At 64.0% G+C, this 19,226-nt stretch carries 19 protein-coding genes; 13 read left to right on the top strand and 6 right to left on the bottom strand.

Translation table 11 applies throughout. The features are described 5' to 3' along the window. Nucleotides 1-32 precede the first annotated feature (32 nt). The 6 genes from oppB to oxlT all read left to right on the top strand — a co-directional run bounded on the left by oppB (nt 33) and on the right by oxlT (nt 7,099). The gene (oppB, locus tag NCS28_RS18630) at nt 33-953 is read left to right on the top strand and encodes an oligopeptide ABC transporter permease OppB (protein ID WP_250515237.1); all 921 of its coding nucleotides are present in this window, start codon (nt 33-35) and stop codon (nt 951-953) included. 10 nt (nt 954-963) lie between these two features. After that, on the top strand, nt 964-1,854 hold the full coding sequence (locus NCS28_RS18625; RefSeq protein ID WP_502801210.1) for an ABC transporter permease subunit: 891 nt from the start codon (nt 964-966) through the stop codon (nt 1,852-1,854). A gap of 3 nt (nt 1,855-1,857) precedes the next feature. Then, entirely contained in the window at nt 1,858-2,844 is a 987-nt protein-coding gene (locus NCS28_RS18620) for an ABC transporter ATP-binding protein (protein WP_250515236.1), read from the top strand. Continuing rightward, on the top strand, nt 2,837-3,820 hold the full coding sequence (gene oppF / locus NCS28_RS18615; RefSeq protein ID WP_250515235.1) for a murein tripeptide/oligopeptide ABC transporter ATP binding protein OppF: 984 nt from the start codon (nt 2,837-2,839) through the stop codon (nt 3,818-3,820). Before NCS28_RS18620 ends, oppF begins: the two co-directional genes overlap by 8 nt. 219 nt (nt 3,821-4,039) lie before the next feature. Beyond that, entirely contained in the window at nt 4,040-5,440 is a 1,401-nt protein-coding gene (locus NCS28_RS18610; protein ID WP_250515234.1) for an OprD family outer membrane porin, read from the top strand. Between the two features lie 345 nt (nt 5,441-5,785). Further along, nucleotides 5,786-7,099: an oxalate/formate MFS antiporter gene (gene oxlT, locus NCS28_RS18605; protein WP_250515233.1), complete on the top strand. Its 1,314-nt coding sequence runs from the start codon at nt 5,786-5,788 to the stop codon at nt 7,097-7,099. Between the two features lie 556 nt (nt 7,100-7,655). Here oxlT and NCS28_RS18600 read toward each other — a convergent pair. From NCS28_RS18600 to hmpA, 6 genes are all read right to left on the bottom strand, one after another. Further along, the gene (locus tag NCS28_RS18600; RefSeq protein ID WP_250515232.1) at nt 7,656-7,799 is read right to left on the bottom strand and encodes a hypothetical protein; all 144 of its coding nucleotides are present in this window, start codon (nt 7,797-7,799) and stop codon (nt 7,656-7,658) included. Nucleotides 7,800-7,873: 74 nt separating this feature from the next. Further along, a complete protein-coding gene (locus NCS28_RS18595; protein ID WP_250515231.1) occupies nt 7,874-9,103 on the bottom strand; it encodes an NnrS family protein in 1,230 nt (409 codons plus the stop codon). Beyond that, a complete protein-coding gene (locus NCS28_RS18590; protein WP_250515230.1) occupies nt 9,100-9,495 on the bottom strand; it encodes a hypothetical protein in 396 nt (131 codons plus the stop codon). The genes NCS28_RS18595 and NCS28_RS18590 overlap by 4 nt, the downstream gene beginning before the upstream one ends. Nucleotides 9,496-9,510: 15 nt before the next feature. Further along, the gene (locus tag NCS28_RS18585) at nt 9,511-9,921 is read right to left on the bottom strand and encodes a cupin domain-containing protein (protein ID WP_250515229.1); all 411 of its coding nucleotides are present in this window, start codon (nt 9,919-9,921) and stop codon (nt 9,511-9,513) included. 10 nt (nt 9,922-9,931) lie between these two features. Continuing rightward, the gene (locus NCS28_RS18580; protein ID WP_250515228.1) at nt 9,932-10,369 is read right to left on the bottom strand and encodes a carboxymuconolactone decarboxylase family protein; all 438 of its coding nucleotides are present in this window, start codon (nt 10,367-10,369) and stop codon (nt 9,932-9,934) included. 204 nt (nt 10,370-10,573) lie between these two features. Further along, nucleotides 10,574-11,755 (bottom strand): NO-inducible flavohemoprotein, encoded by a 1,182-nt coding sequence (gene hmpA / locus NCS28_RS18575; protein WP_250515227.1) that lies wholly within the window; start codon nt 11,753-11,755, stop codon nt 10,574-10,576. A gap of 123 nt (nt 11,756-11,878) precedes the next feature. Between hmpA and norR the strand changes: the two genes are divergently transcribed. The 7 genes from norR to NCS28_RS18540 all read left to right on the top strand — a co-directional run bounded on the left by norR (nt 11,879) and on the right by NCS28_RS18540 (nt 19,038). Continuing rightward, nucleotides 11,879-13,480 (top strand): nitric oxide reductase transcriptional regulator NorR, encoded by a 1,602-nt coding sequence (gene norR / locus NCS28_RS18570; protein ID WP_250515226.1) that lies wholly within the window; start codon nt 11,879-11,881, stop codon nt 13,478-13,480. A 335-nt stretch (nt 13,481-13,815) separates the two neighbouring features. Then, nucleotides 13,816-14,553, top strand: coding sequence for a c-type cytochrome (locus NCS28_RS18565; protein ID WP_502801209.1), 738 nt, complete (start codon nt 13,816-13,818; stop codon nt 14,551-14,553). Between the two features lie 58 nt (nt 14,554-14,611). After that, nucleotides 14,612-15,829, top strand: a complete 1,218-nt coding sequence (locus NCS28_RS18560; protein ID WP_250515535.1) for a c-type cytochrome — start codon at nt 14,612-14,614, stop codon at nt 15,827-15,829. 14 nt (nt 15,830-15,843) lie between these two features. Next, complete coding sequence (locus NCS28_RS18555) at nt 15,844-16,014, top strand: hypothetical protein (RefSeq protein ID WP_250515225.1); 171 nt, start codon at nt 15,844-15,846, stop codon at nt 16,012-16,014. Nucleotides 16,015-16,050: 36 nt separating this feature from the next. Further along, nucleotides 16,051-16,617 carry a cupredoxin domain-containing protein gene (locus tag NCS28_RS18550; protein WP_250515224.1) on the top strand — a complete coding sequence of 189 codons (567 nt, stop codon included), beginning with the start codon at nt 16,051-16,053 and terminating at the stop codon, nt 16,615-16,617. Further along, nucleotides 16,607-18,232 (top strand): b(o/a)3-type cytochrome-c oxidase subunit 1, encoded by a 1,626-nt coding sequence (locus tag NCS28_RS18545; protein WP_250515223.1) that lies wholly within the window; start codon nt 16,607-16,609, stop codon nt 18,230-18,232. The genes NCS28_RS18550 and NCS28_RS18545 overlap by 11 nt, the downstream gene beginning before the upstream one ends. After that, nucleotides 18,229-19,038 (top strand): c-type cytochrome, encoded by an 810-nt coding sequence (locus tag NCS28_RS18540; RefSeq protein ID WP_250515222.1) that lies wholly within the window; start codon nt 18,229-18,231, stop codon nt 19,036-19,038. Before NCS28_RS18545 ends, NCS28_RS18540 begins: the two co-directional genes overlap by 4 nt. Nucleotides 19,039-19,226: the final 188 nt, after the last annotated feature.

Raw genomic sequence — 19,226 nt, 5'->3', positions numbered from 1 at the left:
GAATTCACTGCCATAGGCGAAGGGGAACGCTCATGTGGTCCTACACGTTGCGGCGCGTGCTGCTCACGCTGCCGACGCTTCTGATCGTCGTGACGATCTGCTATCTGCTGTTGCATGCGACGCCGGGCGGACCGTTCGACGGCGAGCGCAAGGTGTCCGCCGAAGTGCTTGCGAATCTGCAGGCGAAGTATCACCTCGGCGAACCGCTGTGGAAGCAGTATCTGTACTATCTCGACGGTCTCCTGCACGGCGATCTCGGCGCGTCGTTCCGCTATGCCGACTGGAGCGTGAACGACCTCGTGCTGCGGGCGCTGCCGGTGTCGCTCACGATCGGCGGCGTGTCGATGCTGCTCGCCATCGTGCTCGGCGTCGCGCTGGGCGTCGTGGCGGCGCTCTATCGCAACAGCATCGCGGACTACGCGCTCATGCTCGTGAGCAATGCGGGCAATACGTTCCCGTCGTTCGTGCTCGGCCCGGTGCTGATCCTCGTCTTCGCGATCCTGCTCAAGTGGCTGCCCGCGGGCGGCTGGAACGACTTCCAGCTGCGCTACATGGCGCTGCCGGTCGCGCTGCTCGTGATGATCAACGTCGCGACGGTCGGCCGCGTGACGCGCGCGAGTCTGATCGAAGTGCTGAACACGAACTACATCCGCACTGCCCGCGCGAAAGGCCTGCCGATGCGCACCGTCGTGCTGCGTCATGCGTTGAAGCCGACGCTGATTCCGGTCGTATCGGTGATCGGGCCGCTCGCCATTTCGTCGATCACGGCGGCGGTCGTCACGGAATCGGTGTTCTCGCTGCCGGGCATCGGCAAGCTGATCGTGAACGGCGCGGCCAATCGCGATTACACGCTCGTGCTCGGCCTCGTCGTGCTCGTCACGGTCGTGGCGGTGGTGCTCAACCTGCTGGTCGATCTCGCGTATGCGTGGCTCGATCCGAAGATCCGTTATTGAAGGGCGCGCGATGAAATCTGCTTCTCTTGCACCCATGCTCGAAAAGGCGGTCGCGGGCCGCAGCCCGTGGCAGGACGCGCGGGCGCGTTTCCTGCGCAACAAGGCCGCCGTCGTGAGCCTGATCCTGCTCGTTCTGATCACGCTCGCGTGCATCGTCGGGCCGTGGCTCCTGCCGAACGAATTCGACTCCACCGACTGGAACGCGACGAGCGCACCGCCTATGCTCGCGAACTGGCACCTCTTCGGCACCGACGACACCGGCCGCGATCTGCTCGTGCGCTGCCTGATCGGCGGCCGCGTCTCGCTGATGATCGGCGCGCTCGCCACGCTCACCTCGGTCGCGCTCGGCATCGTGTGGGGCGCGATCGCCGGCTTCGTCGGCGGCCGCGTCGACAACGCGATGATGCGCATCGTCGACATGATGTACGCCATCCCGTATCTCCTCATCGCGATCCTGATGGTGACGCTGCTGGGCCGCGAGTTCTATCTCGTCGTCATCACCATCACGATCTTTTCGTGGATGGACATGGCGCGCGTCGTGCGCGGCCAGACGCTCTCCATCCGCTCGAAGGAGTATGTCGAGGCGGCGCGCGCGATCGGCGTGCCGACGCGGCGCATCATCGCGCGGCATGTGGTGCCGAATCTGCTCGGCATCGTCGCGATCTACACGACCGTCACCGTGCCCGCCGTCATCCTCACGGAATCGGTGCTGTCGTTCCTCGGACTCGGCGTGCAGGAGCCGATGACGAGCTGGGGCGTGCTGATCCAGGACGGCGTCGGCGTGATGGAATCGTCGCCGTGGATCTTGCTGTTTCCGGCGGCGTTGTTGTCGATCACGCTTTACTGCATCAATTTTGTCGGCGACGGGCTGCGCGACGCGCTCGATCCGAAGGACAGGTGAGCCATGCCGCTACTCGAAGTCAATGATCTGCAGGTCGAGTTCAAGACGCACGATGCCACCGTGCGCGCCGTGAACGGCGTGAACTTCACGCTGGAAGAGGGCGAAACGCTCGGCATCGTCGGCGAATCGGGCTCGGGCAAGAGCCAGAGCGTGCTCGCCATGCTGGGCCTCATCGCATCGAACGGGCGCGCGCGCGGACGTGCGATGTATCGCGGCGAGAATCTCATCGGCATGCCGGATCGCGCGATGAACCGCATTCGTGGCAATCGTCTCTCGATGATCTTCCAGGATCCGATGAGCTCGCTCAATCCGTATCTGACGATCGAGCGGCAGATGACCGAAGTGCTGGAACTGCACAAGAACGTCACGCGCCGTGAAGCGAAGAAGCGCGCGATTTCGATGCTCGAAGCCGTGCGCATTCCGGAGGCGGCGCATCGCATCGGGCAGTATCCGCATGAGCTTTCGGGCGGCATGCGCCAGCGCGTGATGATCGCGATGGCCTTGCTGTGCGAACCCGAAGTGCTGTTCGCCGACGAGCCCACCACCGCGCTCGACGTCACCGTGCAGGCGCAGATCCTGCAATTGCTGCGCAACCTGCAACGCGATTTCGGCACGTCGATCGTGTTGATCACGCACGATCTCGGCGTCGTCGCCGGGCTGTGCGAAAAGGTGATGGTCATGTACGGCGGCCGCGTGATGGAGCAGTGCGATGCGACTACGCTGTTCGCGAAACCTTCGCATCCGTACACCATCGGCTTGTTGCGCGCGCTGCCGCGGCTGGATCACGACGGCGGCGAACTGACCGGCATTCCGGGCAATCCGCCGAACATGGCGCATCCGCCGGCGGGCTGTCCGTTCCACGAACGCTGCGCCGATGCCAGCGGCGAATGCGCCGTCGATGCGCCCACGCTGAAGGCCGCCGGACCGGGTTGGCTTCGGGCCTGTCATCGTCCGGTTCATCAAGTCACGAAGGAAACGAGCCATGTCTGACGCGACGATTCTCTCCGTGCGCGACATGCGCGTGCATTTTCGGGTGAAGTCGAAGAACCGCCTTCCGTGGGCGCCGCGCCGCACGCTGAAGGCCGTCGACGGCGTGAGCTTCGATCTGAAGGCGGGCGAGACACTCGGCGTCGTCGGCGAATCGGGCTGTGGCAAGTCCACCTTGTCGCGCGCGATCCTCAACCTCATTCCCGCTACGGCCGGCGACATCGTATGGATGGGCGCAACGCTCTCGGGCGCATCGGCACGCGAATGGCATCGCGTGCGCGGCGACGTGCAGATGATCTTTCAGGACCCGCTCGCGTCGCTCGATCCGCGCATGACGATCGGACAGATCATCGCCGAGCCGCTCGTCGAGCATCGGCCCGGCATTTCGAAGCGGGACATCGACGAACGCGTGCGCGCGATGATGGCGAAGGTCGGCCTGCGCGAGCAGATGATCAACCGCTATCCGCACGAGTTCTCCGGCGGGCAGTGCCAGCGCATCGGCATTGCGCGCGCGCTGATCGTCGAGCCGAAGCTCGTCATCTGCGACGAACCGGTGTCGGCGCTCGATGTGTCGATTCAGGCGCAGATCGTGAATCTGCTCAAGTCGCTGCAAAAGGAGATGAAGCTCGCGCTCATCTTCATTGCGCACGATCTCGCCGTGGTGCATCACATTTCCGATCGCGTGATGGTGATGTATCTCGGCCGCGTGATGGAGCTCGCGGAGAAGCACGCGCTCTATGACACGCCGCGCCATCCGTACACGCGCGCGCTGTTGTCGGCGGTGCCGGTGCCCGATCCGTCGGTCGAGCGCGCCAAGACCGTGCAGATTCTGTCGGGCGACATTCCCAGTCCGATCGATCCGCCTTCCGGCTGCGTGTTCCATACGCGCTGCCCGATGGCGCAGGGGCGCTGCTCGCGTGAAGTGCCGGCGCTGCGCACGCTCGGGGACGATTCATCGGCGGCGTGCCTGTTTGCCTGAATCGCGATTTACGCCAATCCGCGCCAATCAGAAAATCAACGATATTCGAGGAAGACACACCCGCAATAAATAAAGTCCACGCGTCGCCCGTCCTTTGCTCCGTTTGCTCATCCGCCTGTACGCCTCGACGCTTCTAGCGTCGCCGGGCGAGGTGTTTCGCAATCCTTCGTTTCGATCAAGCCGTCAGCAGTTGAATCAAAATAAGTGGAGATCTTTTTCGTGACAAAACAAAAACGTTCACTCGCGCTATCGATTTTGTTGTTCAGCGGTTTCATGGCCGCGACAGTCGCCGCGCACGCCGATGAAACCGAGACTCAGCCGGTCTCGCGTCACACCGAAGCGCCGCCGGATTCGCCGCCCAACACCGAGGCCGATGCGCCGGTGAGCAGTCAGGCGAAGTCGAAGGGCTTCATCGAGGATTCGCATCTGAATATTCTGGCGCGCTCCTTCACCGAGCACGACGACTTCAAGGGCGCGGGCAAGCGGGACGCATGGGTGCTCGGCGCGCAGGCCGTATTCGAATCGGGCTATACGAAAGGGCTGATCGGGCTGGGCGGCGACGTGTCGCTGTTCGGCGCGTTCAAGCTCAACGGCGGCAACGGGGCGGGTAATCGCGTGCACGTCGGCACGGACGGCGGCGGATCCAATCAGCTTGCATGGGCCTATCCGGGCGTGTGGGACGTCAAGGCGCGCGTGTCGAACACCGTGCTCAAGTACGGTCAGCAACTCTTCGACAACCCGTTCCTCGTGCCGCACGACAACCGCGCGTTGCCGCCGACGTACCGCGGCTTCTCGCTCGCCAGCGACGAGATCAAGAACCTCACGCTGAAGGCCGGAACCGTGGACGGCGTGCTCGCGCGCGGCATGACGACCGTCACCGGTCTGACGACGGAATACGGCGGCACGCACGTCTCGCGATTCACGTACTTCGGCGGCGACTGGACGCACGGCGACGATACGTCGGTCTCGCTGTACGGCAGCGTCGCGAACGACGTGTGGCAGCAGTACTACCTGACGGCGACGCAGAGCATCGGCGATCCGAAGAGCATCCGCTGGACCGGCTCGTTGAACTACTACTACACGGGCGCGATCGGCGACAAGCGGCAAGGTTCGATCAACAACAACGCCTACTCTCTGGCGCTTGCCGGCACGCACGGCGCGCATACGGTGCAGCTCGCGTTCCAGCAGATCGTGAGCGATCAGACCTTCGACTACATGGGCCAGTCGGCGGGCGATTATCTGTCGAATTCGCTCGATGTGGACTACAACCAGCCGCATGAAAAGTCCCTGAGCCTCTCGTACACGCTCAACATGAAGGAGTACGGCGTACCTGGCCTCAAGTTCACGATGTGGGGCGCGTATGGCTGGGACGCCGATGGCAGTGCGATGGCCAATAGCGGCACGGCGCAGGCGGCCAACTATCTCGTCAACGGGCAGCCGCTCCACGGTACGCACTACGAAATTGGCGTGATCCCGAGCTACACGATTCCGGACGGCAAGCTGAAGAACACGTCGGTCAAGTTCTACTACATGCATCATCACAGCAATGGCGCCTACTACCCGGACGGAACCAGCGATGTGTACCGCCTGATGGTCAACGTGCCCGTGAACGTCTTCTAAAGCTCTCAAGCGCGCGAGAACGTAAACCCTACAAAAATAACGCTTTACATTACGTTTAACTTTCATTTATAAAGAGAGTGCGTGTTGCGGATTGCCATGTCTCGCCACGCACATCGCCCGGCAGGCCTGTCTCTGCCGGGCTTTTTTTTGTCTGCCGAGTGCGGCGCGTTACAGCTTTCATGCGCTTACGAGACGGGATTTCCTAAGTGAAAACCCCGTCATTTCTTTCGCTTGACTTACTTGATATATCACATACTGTGTATATGCGACGCAGCACGAAAATGCGTCGCGGGAGGCGTCGTTCGGCGTCCGCATACACAAGGCAATTTGCCAAGGAGACAGGCAATGGGAATGAACCAGATGGACCGCGACGACAAGGCGTCGCGTCTGGCGTCGCCGTGGGTGCAGTTGGTTTTCGGCGTGATTTGCATGGCAATGATCGCGAACATGCAGTATGGCTGGACGCTTTTCGTCAATCCGATCGACGAGAAGTATCACTGGGGCCGGGCGGCCATTCAGGTGGCGTTCACGATTTTCGTCGTGACGGAGACATGGCTCGTGCCGGTGGAAGGCTATCTCGTCGACAAGTACGGGCCGCGCCCCGTCGTGGTCGGCGGCGGTCTCCTGTGCGCGATCGCGTGGGCGATCAACTCGGTGGCGTCGTCGTTGCCGCTGCTGTACTTCGCTGCGGCTGTCGGCGGCGTGGGCGCGGGTGCGGTGTACGGCACGTGCGTCGGCAATGCGCTCAAGTGGTTCCCGGCGCGGCGCGGACTGGCGGCGGGCATCACGGCGGCGGGCTTCGGCATGGGCTCGGCTGCGACCGTCGTGCCGATCGCGCACATGATCAAGTCGAGCGGCTATGAAGCGACGTTCCTCTGGTTCGGTCTCGGGCAGGGCCTGGTGGTGTTCCTGCTCGGCATGGCGCTCTATGCGCCGCCCGCGCAAATGATCGCGTCTGTGAAAAGCGCGGTCAAGGCGGCCGTCTACAACGCGAGCCCGAAACAGGTGCTGGCATCGCCGATCTTCTGGGTCATGTACCTGATGTTCGTGATGATGGCCGCGGGCGGGCTGATGGCGACGGCGCAACTCGGCCCGATCGCGAAGGACTTCGGGCTGCACGATTCACCCGTGTCGATACTCGGTCTGACGCTGCCCGCATTGACCTTCGCGCTCACCATCGACCGCGTGCTCAACGGCTTGACGCGACCGTTCTTCGGTTGGGTATCGGATCGCATCGGGCGGGAAAACACGATGTTCGTCGCGTTCGCGATCGAAGCGGTGGGCATCGTCGCGCTGTCGAAGTACGGGCACAATCCGGTGGCGTTCGTCGTGCTGACCGGGATCGTGTTCTTCGCGTGGGGCGAGATCTACAGCCTCTTCCCGGCGACGTGCGGCGACACCTTCGGCCCGAAGTTCGCGGCGACCAACGCGGGTCTGCTCTATACGGCGAAGGGCACGGCGGCGTTGCTCGTCCCGTTCTCGAGCGTCATCACGACGATGACCGGAAGCTGGCACGCGGTGTTCATGCTCGCGTCGGGCATGGCGGCGATATCGGCGCTGCTCGCGCTCTTCGTGCTTAAACCGATGCGTAATGCGCATACGCAGAAGCATGCGCGCGCGGCGTCGCTGGACATGTCCTACACGACCGTGAAGGAATGATGCGTACGCCGTAATCGGCTGGGCGGGCGACCCGGCGTGTCGCCCGTTTCTAGTTATCGAGCTCGCGCTCTCCGCGATTTTGCGACTGATGGCGCGGCGCTTGACGCCGCGTTGCGGATGCGCGTTTCGTCGTGTCGCCGGCAGGTGGTCTCCTCGCTCTCTTATCCCCGTGATTCGAGCGATCCTGCGGCGGCAGGATGGGCGTTCAGCGCCGTCGCGTACTACGGCGACGCGCGAAACGAAAGCAGGTGACGCCGCGGATTCGACACGCCGCGAAGCGCGGCCCAATACGCCAGGCGGGGCGCACGTGTGTCGGTGCTGGCAACCAACGCCCGGAATGCCAGCGCGCACGCCGGCGAAACGAGAGCGAGAAGAACCAGACTTACGTGAGCGTTCATGCTGCCTCCGGTCGATGTCGGCTTCGTATCTCGCCGACGGTTGCCCAATGAACGTAGTGTCGGCGCGAAGGGCGGTCGGGCAAACCCGGCTCGCGCAGGGAGCGCGCGATTATTCAGGAGAGTGACGAAGCGAGCCCCGCATGTGGAGGGAAGGCGAATCAGAAGCGCGTGCCGACGCTGCAGCCGCCGAAGCCGCCGCCATTCGTGGCGAAGGCGCTGCAACCGAAGAGTCCGCAGCCGGAAAGCGCGAGAGACGCGGCGACGAGCGCCGCTGCGGCGCACAGAAAACGAAGGGGCTTCATGGTGACATCGAAATCGGAATGCGGGATGCGATTCTCGCGGAACCCGCATATCCCGATGTCAAAAGATGTCGCTCTCAGCCCGGCTTGCCGTCCGCACGCGGCTTGGAAAGCGGCACCACGTAAGCCGCGACATACAGCGCGAATGCGAGCACCCAGCAGATGCCTGCGGCAAAGATCCACGTCGAATGCCATGCGGGCGCGGCGAGCGGCCCAAGCACGCGCAGTGCGCCCGCTCCCGTCACGAGCGCATAGCACGCGACATCGCGCTTGTCCGCGACGAGCGGACGTCCCGTATGCCCGCGCGCGGTGCGCGTGATCATCGCGATGATCGCGCCGCCGATCGCCCCGGCCGCGAACGCGTGCATCGCAAGGCTGTGCGGCACGCGCGTCCAGCCGAACGCGGCCAGCGCGAGCAGCGCGAAGCCGAGCGGCAGCCATGCATAGGCGAGATGCAGAATCGCGAGAATCGGCCGTCCGCGCACGGCGTACGAGCGCCAGCCGATCATCCGCGCGAGATGCATGCCGCAGGCCAGCAACGCGAGCGGCGCGACGATCGCGCCATCGAGCGCGAAGGCGTCGGCTAAGAACGCGGCGAGCGTGAGCGGCGCGACCGTCGACTCGACGATGCGCCAGCGCCGCGCGACGAAGCCGGGAATCGCGTTGGCGGTGAACATCGGGATCACACGTCCGCCGATCACGCTGACGAGCAATACGACGATGCCCGCGGACGCATACACGGCGCGCATCGAGAGATCGGCGCGCACGTCGATCGCAAAGGCATGAAACACGGCGTTCAGCGCGCCGAACGCGAGCAGTACGACGGCGAGAAAATAGTTGCGCCGGTTGCCCGTCTTCACGAGCACGCGCAGCAACAAGAGCGCGGCGAGGGGCAGGAACGCGCTATCGACGATCGCAGCGGGCAGCGCGGGGCCGCTCCACACGAGCACGCGCCCGGCGAGCCACAAGAGCGCGAGCGATGCGAGCGTCGCGCCCTGGGCCGTATCGCGTCCCGTCCATGCCCGCACGGCCGTCAGCAGAAAACCGACGATGATCGCCGCCGCGAAGCCGAACACCATTTCGTGCGCGTGCCAGCCGATCGGATCCACGCGCAGCAGATAGCCGCCGTAAAGCGGCACGCCCGAGAGCACGAGCAGCCACACCGACAACGCGAGCGCGCCGAACGCTGCGCCGCACAGATAGAACGGCCGAAAGCCGAGATCGAACAGCGCAATGCGCCGCCGATGTCCGGGTTCGCGCCTCTTCGGCGCGTCGATGAAACCGCTGTTGGGTTCTGCGATCTTCATGGCGTCCTCACGTTGAAACTGTCGTGCGCGCGAACGCAAGGCACGCGAGCGAGCACACGCACAAGTAACCGATGAAAAGATTCGCGCCGGCGAACATCGGCAATGCGAGCGCATGCGTGCGTTCCCGAGGCCGCGCCGACGCCGCACGCGCACCACGAATGCGTCGCGCTGCCGACCGGAGGCGCGGATTCATCGGCGAGGCGCGCCGGATCGCGCAGCGCATGCGCGCCGTAGGCAAGCACGAGCGCGCCCCAGACCAGCGTCGTGGCGGCGAGCACCGCTTCGCTCGCGACCGCCGGCGCGTGCCACAGCCGTACCGCGCCACGATTGACCGAGCCCGGACAGACCGAGCACGAAGCTAAGAGCGAAGCGGGGTCGCGGGAGCGGTTCACGATGTCGTCACCCGGTCAGTGCGCAATCGGCTGCTTGACCGGATCGTTTTCGCCGACGATCGCGAACACGAGGAGCTTCGCAGGCTTCGTCGCGCTCGCATTCTTCGACACGATGTGATGCGCGCCCGGCGGCTCGTACCACGATTCGCCAGGACCGTACGTCTTCGCGGCGGAGCCTTCGAGTTGCGATGTCACGTGACCTTCGAGCACGTAAGCGAAGATCGACCCCGGATGCATATGCGGCTCCGACGCCTGTCCCGGCTTGTAGGAGACGGTCGCCATCAGCACGTTCTTGCCGGCGGCCTCGGGAATTGCCTGCTTCATCACCGGCGCGACGACCTCCGCGCCCGTCGTGTCGTGCGCGCCGGCATGCGCCGCGCCGAACATCAGCGCTGCTGCCAGCAAAAGAGACTTGCGCATGCTCATGTCGATGTCCTCACGCGGGCGTCTTGCGGAACGCGATGGCGAAGCGGTTCCAGCTGTTGATCGCGGAAATGAGCAGCGTCAGGTCGACGATTTCCTCGTCGCTGAAATGCGGCTTCACGGCTTCCCACACGCTGTCGGGCACGTGGTCGTGCGAGACCAGCGTCAGCGCTTCGGTCCACGCGAGCGCGGCGCGTTCGCGGTCGGTGAAGAAGGGCGTCTCGCGCCACACGACCACCGTCGCGAGACGCCGGTCCGTTTCGCCGCCCTTGCGCGCATCGGTCGTGTGCATGTCGACGCAGAACGCGCAGCCGTTGATCTGCGATGCGCGCAGGCGCACCAGTTCGGTCAGCGATTTTTTGAGCGCCGACTTGGCGATGCGCTCTTCGACTCCGACGAGCGCCTTGATCGCGGCGGGGCTGGCCTTGTAGAAGTCGAGACGGGGTTCCATGACATATCCTCTTTGCTTGGTTCAGAAAGTGCGCCGGGAGCGGCGCGGCAAGAGAAGATTAGGCTGCACGGTGGCTTTTTGAAATGACCGGTTTTATGGAATTTCAGGTGACCACTACACGCCTGCTTTTCAGTTGATGCGAGGGCGCGAAATAACCCGCGGACAATGCGCCGCGGGTCGATGGAAGCAAGCTCAGGCAAGGAATCAGTCGAGCGCCGCGGCAGGGCCGAAGAACTCGTAACGGCTCTGCGCCTCGGGCACGCCGAGCACCTTCAGATGCTTCTTGATCGCCTTCATGAATGCCTTCGGGCCGAGAAAGTACGCATCGACATCGCGGTTCTTCGGCAGCCACGCGTCGAGCAGCTTTTCGTCGACGAAACCGATGCCGTGCGCTTCATGATCGCCGTCGCGCTCGTGCTCGTAGCAGTAGAAGCGCTTCAACTGCGGATGACGCGCCGCCAGTTCTTCGACGGCCGCGCGGAACGCATGAACGCCGCCGTGCCGCGCCGAGTGTATGAAGTGCACCGGGCGCTGCGTTTCGAGCGCGGCTTGCAGCATCGCGAGCGTCGGCGTGATGCCGACACCGCCGCTGATCAGCACGAGCGGCTTCTCGCTTCGTTCGAGCCTGAAGTCGCCTGCGGGCGGATATAGCTCGAGCACGTCGTTCTCGCGCACGTTCGCATGCAGGAAGTTCGACACCTTGCCGTTCGCCTCGCGCTTCACGCTGATGCGATAGTCGCGGCCGTTGGGTGCGGCCGAGAGCGAGTAGTTACGGCGCAGTTCCTCGCCGTCGATAACCAGACGCAGTCCGATGTACTGACCCGGATGGAAGTCGAGCAGCGCGCCGCCATCCTCGGGCACGAGATAGAACGACGTGATCTCCTCGCTTTCCTGTTCCCTGCGGGCGACGACGAAGCGTCGCGTGCCGCGCCATCCGCCCGGCGCGTTTTCGCGCTCGCTGTAGATGCCTTCTTCGAGCCCGATCAGCAGATCGGCGAGTTGCCCGTACGCGGCGGCCCATGCCTCGATGACGGCGTCGGTGGCGATGTCCTCGCCGAGCACTTCGCGAATCGACGCGAGCAGGCACTTTCCGACGATCGGATAATGCTCCGGCAGGATGTTCAGCGCGACGTGCTTGTTGATGATCTGGCCGACGAGGCCGCCCAGCTTCTCCAGTTCGTCGATATGACGTGCGTACATCAGCACGCCGTTGGCGAGCGCGCGCTGTTGCGCGCCGCTTGCCTGATGCGCCTGATTGAACATCGGGCGAACTTCGGGGTACTCGGTGAGCATCTTGTTGTAGAAGTGCCTGGTGAGCGCCTCGCCGCCGCTTTCAAGAAGTGGGACGGTTGCCTTGACGATGGCACGGTGTTCGGCTGACAGCATTCTTCGGTTCCTCCTGTGTGAAAGTCGGAAGCGGGCGCTTCCGCGTCGAATCCTTCGGCTGACTTTCATACAGGAACCGTGCCAGAGTAGAATCGTAGACAAATCAAACCTTTGTAGAAATTAATGGTCGATTCGACTCTAGTCCAAAGGACTACGGATGTAGTCGCAATGACTTCTCGTGTGTTGCTTGACGCACTCGTGCCGCTGATCGAGGACTTGTCGAGCGAGATGCCCGAGACGGAGCGCTACCGTCGCCTGCTGCACACCCTGCGCGCGCTCTTTCCCGGCGACGCCACCGCGCTCTTGCGGCTCGACGGCGACACGCTCGTGCCGCTCGCCATCGACGGTCTGTCGAGCGATACGCTCGGCCGGCGTTTTCGCGTCAGCGAGCATCCGCGATTCGCGCGCATCCTCGCGCGTGAATCGCCGACGCGCTTCGCCGCAAGTTCCGATCTGCCCGATCCCTACGATGGCCTCGTCAAAGGCGTGAGCGGCCATCTCGAAGTGCACGACTGCCTCGGTTGCCCGCTCTTCATCAACGGGCGCGCGTGGGGTTTGCTCACGCTCGACGCGCTCGATCCGGCGCGCTTCGACGGCATCGACATGGCCTCGCTACAGGCGTTTCTCAGCCTCGCGGCGGCGACCGTGAGCGTGGCCGAGCGCATCGATACGCTCGCGAGACGAGGCGAGGCCGAGCGTCAGCGCGCGGAGGTGTATCGGCAGGCGAGCGGGCCGCGCCGGCGAGAAATGATCGGCAGCAGCGGGCCGCATAACCGCTTGCTGGAGGAAATCGCGATCGTCGCGTCGAGCGAACTGACCGTGTTGGTCACCGGCGAGACGGGGGTCGGCAAGGAGCTCGTCGCGAGCGAGATCCACGCGCTGTCGCCGCGCGCCGACAAGCCGCTCGTCAGCCTGAATTGCGCGGCGCTGCCGGATACGCTCGTCGAGAGCGAGCTCTTCGGGCACGTGCGCGGCGCTTTTTCGGGGGCGTCGTCGGACCGGCGCGGCAAGTTCGAACTCGCCGACGGCGGCACGCTTTTTCTCGACGAAGTGGGCGAACTGCCGCTGCCCGTTCAGGCGAAACTGCTGCGCGTGCTGCAGAACGGGCAGTTGCAGCGTATCGGTTCGGACAACGAGCACAAGGTCGATGTGCGGCTCATTGCCGCGACCAATCGCGATCTCGCCGAGGAGGTGCGCGAAGGGCGCTTTCGGGCGGATTTCTATCATCGGTTGTCGGTTTATCCGCTCGTGGTGCCGCCGCTGCGCGAGCGCGGCCGCGACGTATTGCTGCTCGCCGGCTACTTTCTCGAAGAGAACCGCTCGCGCCTCGGCCTCTTGAGCCTGCGCCTTTCCGCCGATGCGCAGGCCGCGCTGCTCGCCTATCGCTGGCCCGGCAACGTGCGCGAGCTGGAGCATCTGATCGGGCGCAGCGCGTTGAAGGCGCTGGCGGCGCATCGGGAACGTCCGCGCATCCTCACGCTCACCGCCGCCGACTTGGCGCTCAACGGCAATGGCGCAACAGCCGCCGATAGCACGCCGCCGGCACAGGCGTCACCGTTGCCCGCGCCGGGCACGGACTTCCGCGACGCGGTGACGGCCTACGAGCGCACGCTCGTCCTCGACGCGCTCAAGCGGCACAACCAGAACTGGGCGTCGGCGGCGCGTGAACTCGGTCTGGATCGCGCGAATCTCAATCGGCTCGCGAGGCGTCTCGGCCTCAAGTGAGATTCATCACTTATCTTGAAATAATCCTCTCGATCGTTCAAACCCACTCTGCGCCAGCCACAAGCGGATGGCTCGAAGCAAGTAACAATCTCAAAAATATGCGGTTCGTTGTTCGAGCGCAAAGAACGATGCGTTGTGTCATGTGCATCGACGTGTTGCATTGAGACAATCTCCAAGCTGGGAAAAACGGTCGGTCTCTTCTAAGATCAGAAAAGCCAAGCGCAACCCATCGGCGCCAAGAACATCGCAGCGCCTTGAAGAACCGCGTCGGACGCATGCCTCAAGCGCCGGCAAATCGAACACGGCAAATCGACAACGGGGGTTACGTGCGAAACGTGGCAAAGCTCTGCGCTTTCTTTTTGTCCGCGCTTTTCGCGTTTTTCAGCTTCGGCGCGCTCGCGGCGGACGCTTCGAAGGCCGTCGCCGCGCCAGGCGCGGCGCTCGAGCGCGCCCCCGATACGATGCAGGCCCGCGTGATGGGCTGTGCGGCGTGTCACGGCGCGCACGGCGAGGGCACCGACAACGACTATTTCCCCCGCCTGTCCGGCAAGCCCGCCGGCTATCTGTACAACCAGCTTCTCGCGTTCCGCGACGGCCGGCGCAAGTATCCGCCGATGAACTACCTGCTCGCGTATCTGCCCGACGCGTATCTGAAGCAGATCGCCGATTACTTCGCGGGCGAGCGCCCGCCGTTCGCGCCGCCCGCGGCCGTCAGAGTCGACACGAAGACGCTCGATTTCGGCAAGACGCTCGTCACGAGGGGCGATGCATCGCGCAACGTGCCCGCCTGCGTGAGTTGCCACGGCGCATCGATGACGGGCATGGAGCCCGCGATTCCCGGCCTCCTCGGCCTGCACGCCGACTACCTCAGCGCGCAACTCGGCGCGTGGCGCTACGGCACGCGCTCGACCGTCGCGCCGGATTGCATGGGGCAGGTCGCGAAGCTGTTGAACGACCGCGACATCACCGCGATCGCGGCCTATCTCGCGTCGCTGCCCGCGCCGGCCGACCCCGTTCCGGTCGCCGCCGGTTCGCTCAAGATGCCGCTCGCCTGCGGCAGCGTCCATAACTAACCGAGGACCCGACGTGCTCCGTTTTCGACACTTCCGAGCGCTGACCGTCGCGGTCTTCATGGCGGCGTGCGCCGCGCCGATCGAACACGCCGTGGCGCAAAACGCGGACGCCGCCACCGTCAAGCGCGGCGAATACCTCGCGCGCGCGGGCGATTGCATCGCGTGTCACACGCTGCCCGCGGGCAAGACGTTCGGCGGCGGCCGCCCGATGGACACGCCTTTCGGCACGCTCTACACGCCCAATATCTCGTCGGACAAGGACACGGGCATCGGCAAATGGACTGCCGATGAGTTCTTCACGATGATGCACACGGGCAAGTCGCGGGACGGCTCGCTGCTCTATCCCGCGATGCCGTACACCTCATACACGAAGGTCACGCGCGCCGACTCCGATGCGATCTATGCATTCCTGATGTCCACGCCGCCGGTGCATCAGCCGAACCGTGCGCACGAGTTGCGTTTCCCGTTCAATCATCGTGAGCTGCTGCTCGGGTGGCGTTCGCTGTTCTTTCGGGAAGGCGTGTATCAGCCGGATGCGTCGCAATCGGTCGAATGGAATCGCGGCGCGTATCTGGTGGAAGGGCTCGGACACTGCTCGATGTGCCACACGGCCATCAACGCGCTCGGCGGCAACGTGAAGTCGAAGGCGTTCGAAGGCGGCCTGATCCCGATTCAGAACTGGTACGCGCCTTCGCTCACGTCGAACAAGGAAGCGGGTTTGGGCGACTGGAGCCTCGACGACATCGTCGGTCTTCTGCATGCGGGCGTATCCAATCGCGGCGCGGTCTACGGGCCGATGGCCGAAGTCGTCTACGACAGCCTGCAATATCTGTCCGAGGAAGACGTGCGCGCGATGGCCGTCTATCTGAAGGCGCTGCCCGCGCGTTCCGGCGACAAATCCGCGCCGCCGACTCAGGCGGTCGTCGAAGAAAAGACGAGCCTCTCGCCGCTCGGCAAGAAGATCTACGACGCGCAATGCGCCGAATGCCATGCCGCGCAGGGCCAGGGCAAACCGCCCGATTTTCCGCCGCTCGCGAACAATCAGTCGATCGTGATGAGCTCGGCCGTGAACCCGATCCGCATGGTGCTGAACGGCGGCTATCCGCCCGGCACCTTCAAGAATCCGAAGCCCTACGGCATGCCGCCGTTCGCGCAGTCGCTCTCGGATGTCGAGGTCGCGGCGGTGGTCACGTATATCCGCACCGCGTGGGGCAACCACGGCGCGCCGGTCAGCGTGAAGGAAGTGAACGAGCTGCGTTCGGCGCCCCTTTATTGAGCATCGACGACACCATGAACGAAGACCCGAATGAACTCGCGAAGCAGGACGCGAAGCTCGACGAGATCGTGAAGAGCGGCCCGTCGGGGGCGATTGCGCTCGCGGGCATCTCGACCGCGATCGTGATCGGCATGTGGTTCATCTTCTACTTCGCGGTGTTCCTGCCGCGCGGCGTGATTCAGTGACTTCAACGATTCGCAAGCTTCATTAAGGCATCGCATATGGCCATCAATCCAAGCTCGCACGACGTCGCCGAACGGGTCGAACGGCGCTGGGCGATCCTCGTTCTCGCGATCGTCGTCGTGCTGGTCGGCATGGTCGTCTACACCGGCGTGCACTGGGCGATGATGCCGCCGTCGCGCGTCGAGACGATTCGCCCGGAAACGCTGCACGTATCGGGTGAGTTCGTCGAAAGCAATCTCGGCACGGCGCCCGAGGCGGACGGCTCGGTGACGGTGCGCATCGTCGCGCAGCAGTATTCGTTCACGCCGCAATGCCTCGTCGTGCCGGCGGGCGTGCCGGTGACTTTTCGCGCGACGAGCTCGGATGTCGTGCATGGCTTTCTGATCACCGACACGAACATTAATTCGATGCTCGAGCCGGGCTATGTGTCGACGTTCAAGACGACGTTCGAGAAGCCCGGCGAGCATCTGATGCCTTGCCACGAGTATTGCGGCACCGGGCATCAGAACATGTGGGCGCATGTGAAGGTGGTGGATCGCGCCGAATTCATGCAGATGGCCGACAAGATGCCGGCCAATTCGCGGAGAGTGTCCTGTGTTCAATAGCAAGCGCCTCGTACTCGCGCATTTCTGGCTGGCTTTCATTGCCTTCGGCGTCGCGCTGCTGCTCGGTGCATGGCAGATGCTCGTGCGCAGCCCGCTGCATCCGTGGCTGCAGAATCCGGAGCTTTACTATCGCTCGGTGACGGAGCACGGCACCGTGATGGGCTATGCGTTCCCGACGCTCGTCGCGATGGGCTTCGGCTACGCGGTCAGCGAACTCGCGCTGAAGCGCCCGCTCGTCGGCCTGCGCTGGGCGTGGCTCGGCTTCTGGCTGGTCGCGATTGGCTCGGTCACGGCGACGGTGCCCGTCGCGATGGGCCTGGCCTCCGTGCTCTACACCTTCTATCCGCCGATGATCGGCAACGTGTTCTATTACGTCGGCGTCGTGTTCGTGGTGGTCGGCTCGTGGGTGTGGGTCGCGCTGATGTCGGTGAACCTTGCGTCGTGGAAGCGCGAAAACCGTGGCAAGCCGGTGCCGCTCGCGATGTTCGCGACCGTGGCCGGCGCGTATCTGTGGGGCTGGACGGCGGTGGGCGCGGCGATCGAAGTGCTGTTCATGATTCTGCCCGTCGCGATCGGCTGGAAGTCGACCATCGACGCGGGTTTGGCGCGCGTGTTCTTCTCGTGGACGCTGCACGCGATCGTCTACTTCTGGCTGATGCCCGCGTACATCGCGTACTACACGATCATTCCGCGCGCGATCGGCGGGCGTCTCTACAGCGATTCGATGGCGCGCATCTCGTTCATCCTGTTTCTCGTCGTGTCGATGCCTATCGGCATTCACCATCTTTTCGCCGATCCGCAAGTGGGCTCGGGCTTCAAGTTCATGCACTCGGTGTTCACCGCGCTCGTCGCCGTGCCGACGCTGCTCACCGTGTTCACGATCTGCGCGTCGGTGGAAATCGCGGCGCGGCTGCGCGGCGGACGCGGGCCGCTCGGCTGGATCAGGGCGTTGCCCTGGGATAACCCGATGATGCTGGCCGTCGCGTTCTCCTTCGTGATGCTCGGTTTCGGCGGCGCGGGCGGGCTCATCAACATGAGCTATCAGCTCGACTCGACGGTCCACAACACGCAATGGGTGACGGGACACTTTCATCTGATCTTCGGCGGCGCGATCGTGATCATGTATTTCGTGATCGCCTACGATCTGTGGCCGCATCTGACCGGCCGCGCGCTGCAGAGCGTGAAGCTGATGCGCTGGCAGTTGTGGCTGTGGTTCATCGGCATGATCGTGCTGACGTTCCCGTGGCATTTCGTGGGCATACTCGGGATGCCGCGGCGCATGGCGTTCTACGACTACAGCGATCCGGCGATCGCCGCGCAAGCGGTCTATGTGGCGATCTCGGTGTTGGGCGGGCTGATACTGGTCGTGTCGGCGGTGCTGTTTTTCATCGTGCTGATCAAGGCGCATCGCGCGCCGCGCACGGCGATCGAGGAGTTCCGCTTCAGCCGCGCCGTGCATGAGCCGCGCACGATTCCCGTGGCGTTGAACGGTTTCGCGCTCTGGCTCGTGCTGATGATCGGGCTGACGCTCGTGAACTACGGCTATCCGATCGCGCAGTTGCTCGCGCGTTCGGACACGTCGGTGCCCGCGGTGCCGATCGGAGCGCAGCGATGAGCGACGAACGCCTCTTCACATTCCGCAACCGCTGGTTTGCCGTCAGCGTGTTGGGGACGATCGGCATCGCGGTGGTGTCGGCGCTGATCGGCTTCGTATGGCTGCCTTCCGTGCAGCGCGACGCGCCGTTCACCGGCATCTGGAATGCGATCTGCAGCGCGGCGGGCGTGCCGCGCGACTGGTACGCGGGCGGTGCGGCGGTCGAGCCGAAGGTGAAGCTCACGAGCGTCGAGGTCACGCCGCAGTTGCTCGTCAACGTGAGCGCGAGTTCGATCGGACGCGGCGCGACGCTCGCCTTGCGCTGCACGATGTGCCACGGCGAACGCGGCATGAGCGACGCGAATTCGCCTAATCTGGCGGGGCAGTATGCGTCGGTGATTTATAAGCAGCTGATCGATTTTCAGAAGGGCGCGCGGACCAATGCGGTGATGTCGCCGATGGCGATGAACCTGAGCGATCAGGATATGCGCGATCTAGCGGCGTACTACGCGAATCTGCCGCGGCCGCCGGCGCAGCGCAAGGTAAGCGATGCGCTCGCGCCGGGAATCGTCGCGCATGGTTCGCCGATGCGTAATATCGCGCCTTGCGCGGCGTGTCATGGTGGGATCGATAGCAAGGCGGGGAGTCCGTGGCTCGATGGCTTGCCGGCGGCTTATACGAAGTCGCAGTTGGTCGCGTTTGCCAACGGTACGAGGACGAATGATATCGATGGGGTCATGCGCAATGTCGCGCGCAACATGACGCCGGAGGAGATCGATGCGGCGGCGATGTATTACGCGAGGGAGTTGAATGCGAATGTGAAGTGAGCTTTTCGTGTTGGTTGTTGTTGCTTCTATGGAATCCTGATTTCACGTCGGTCTATTAGCACTGCTCCTACCCGGGCCGGGGTGCCCTGCACAGGGCAGAGCAAATAAACCGCCGAAAACATGATTCCACGAAAAAAATCGCCGCTAAGCAAACAGGGACTTCATTGCCCCAAAGAAACGCTTTCTGT

The sequence above is a fragment of the Caballeronia sp. INDeC2 genome, from assembly GCF_023631325.1.
GTDB lineage: Bacteria > Pseudomonadota > Gammaproteobacteria > Burkholderiales > Burkholderiaceae > Caballeronia.
This window is presented reverse-complemented; position numbering and strand designations above follow the sequence as displayed.

Coding starts and splice junctions, on each gene's coding strand:
- oppB (WP_250515237.1), top strand. CDS start 33: ATGTGGTCCTACACGTTGCGGCGCGTGCTGCTCACGCTGCCGACGCTT.
- NCS28_RS18625 (WP_502801210.1), top strand. CDS start 964: ATGAAATCTGCTTCTCTTGCACCCATGCTCGAAAAGGCGGTCGCGGGC.
- NCS28_RS18620 (WP_250515236.1), top strand. CDS start 1,858: ATGCCGCTACTCGAAGTCAATGATCTGCAGGTCGAGTTCAAGACGCAC.
- oppF (WP_250515235.1), top strand. CDS start 2,837: ATGTCTGACGCGACGATTCTCTCCGTGCGCGACATGCGCGTGCATTTT.
- oxlT (WP_250515233.1), top strand. CDS start 5,786: ATGGGAATGAACCAGATGGACCGCGACGACAAGGCGTCGCGTCTGGCG.
- NCS28_RS18600 (WP_250515232.1), bottom strand. CDS start 7,799: ATGAAGCCCCTTCGTTTTCTGTGCGCCGCAGCGGCGCTCGTCGCCGCG.
- NCS28_RS18595 (WP_250515231.1), bottom strand. CDS start 9,103: ATGAAGATCGCAGAACCCAACAGCGGTTTCATCGACGCGCCGAAGAGG.
- NCS28_RS18585 (WP_250515229.1), bottom strand. CDS start 9,921: ATGAGCATGCGCAAGTCTCTTTTGCTGGCAGCAGCGCTGATGTTCGGC.
- NCS28_RS18580 (WP_250515228.1), bottom strand. CDS start 10,369: ATGGAACCCCGTCTCGACTTCTACAAGGCCAGCCCCGCCGCGATCAAG.
- hmpA (WP_250515227.1), bottom strand. CDS start 11,755: ATGCTGTCAGCCGAACACCGTGCCATCGTCAAGGCAACCGTCCCACTT.
- norR (WP_250515226.1), top strand. CDS start 11,879: ATGGTCGATTCGACTCTAGTCCAAAGGACTACGGATGTAGTCGCAATG.
- NCS28_RS18560 (WP_250515535.1), top strand. CDS start 14,612: ATGGCGGCGTGCGCCGCGCCGATCGAACACGCCGTGGCGCAAAACGCG.
- NCS28_RS18555 (WP_250515225.1), top strand. CDS start 15,844: ATGAACGAAGACCCGAATGAACTCGCGAAGCAGGACGCGAAGCTCGAC.
- NCS28_RS18550 (WP_250515224.1), top strand. CDS start 16,051: ATGGCCATCAATCCAAGCTCGCACGACGTCGCCGAACGGGTCGAACGG.
- NCS28_RS18540 (WP_250515222.1), top strand. CDS start 18,229: ATGAGCGACGAACGCCTCTTCACATTCCGCAACCGCTGGTTTGCCGTC.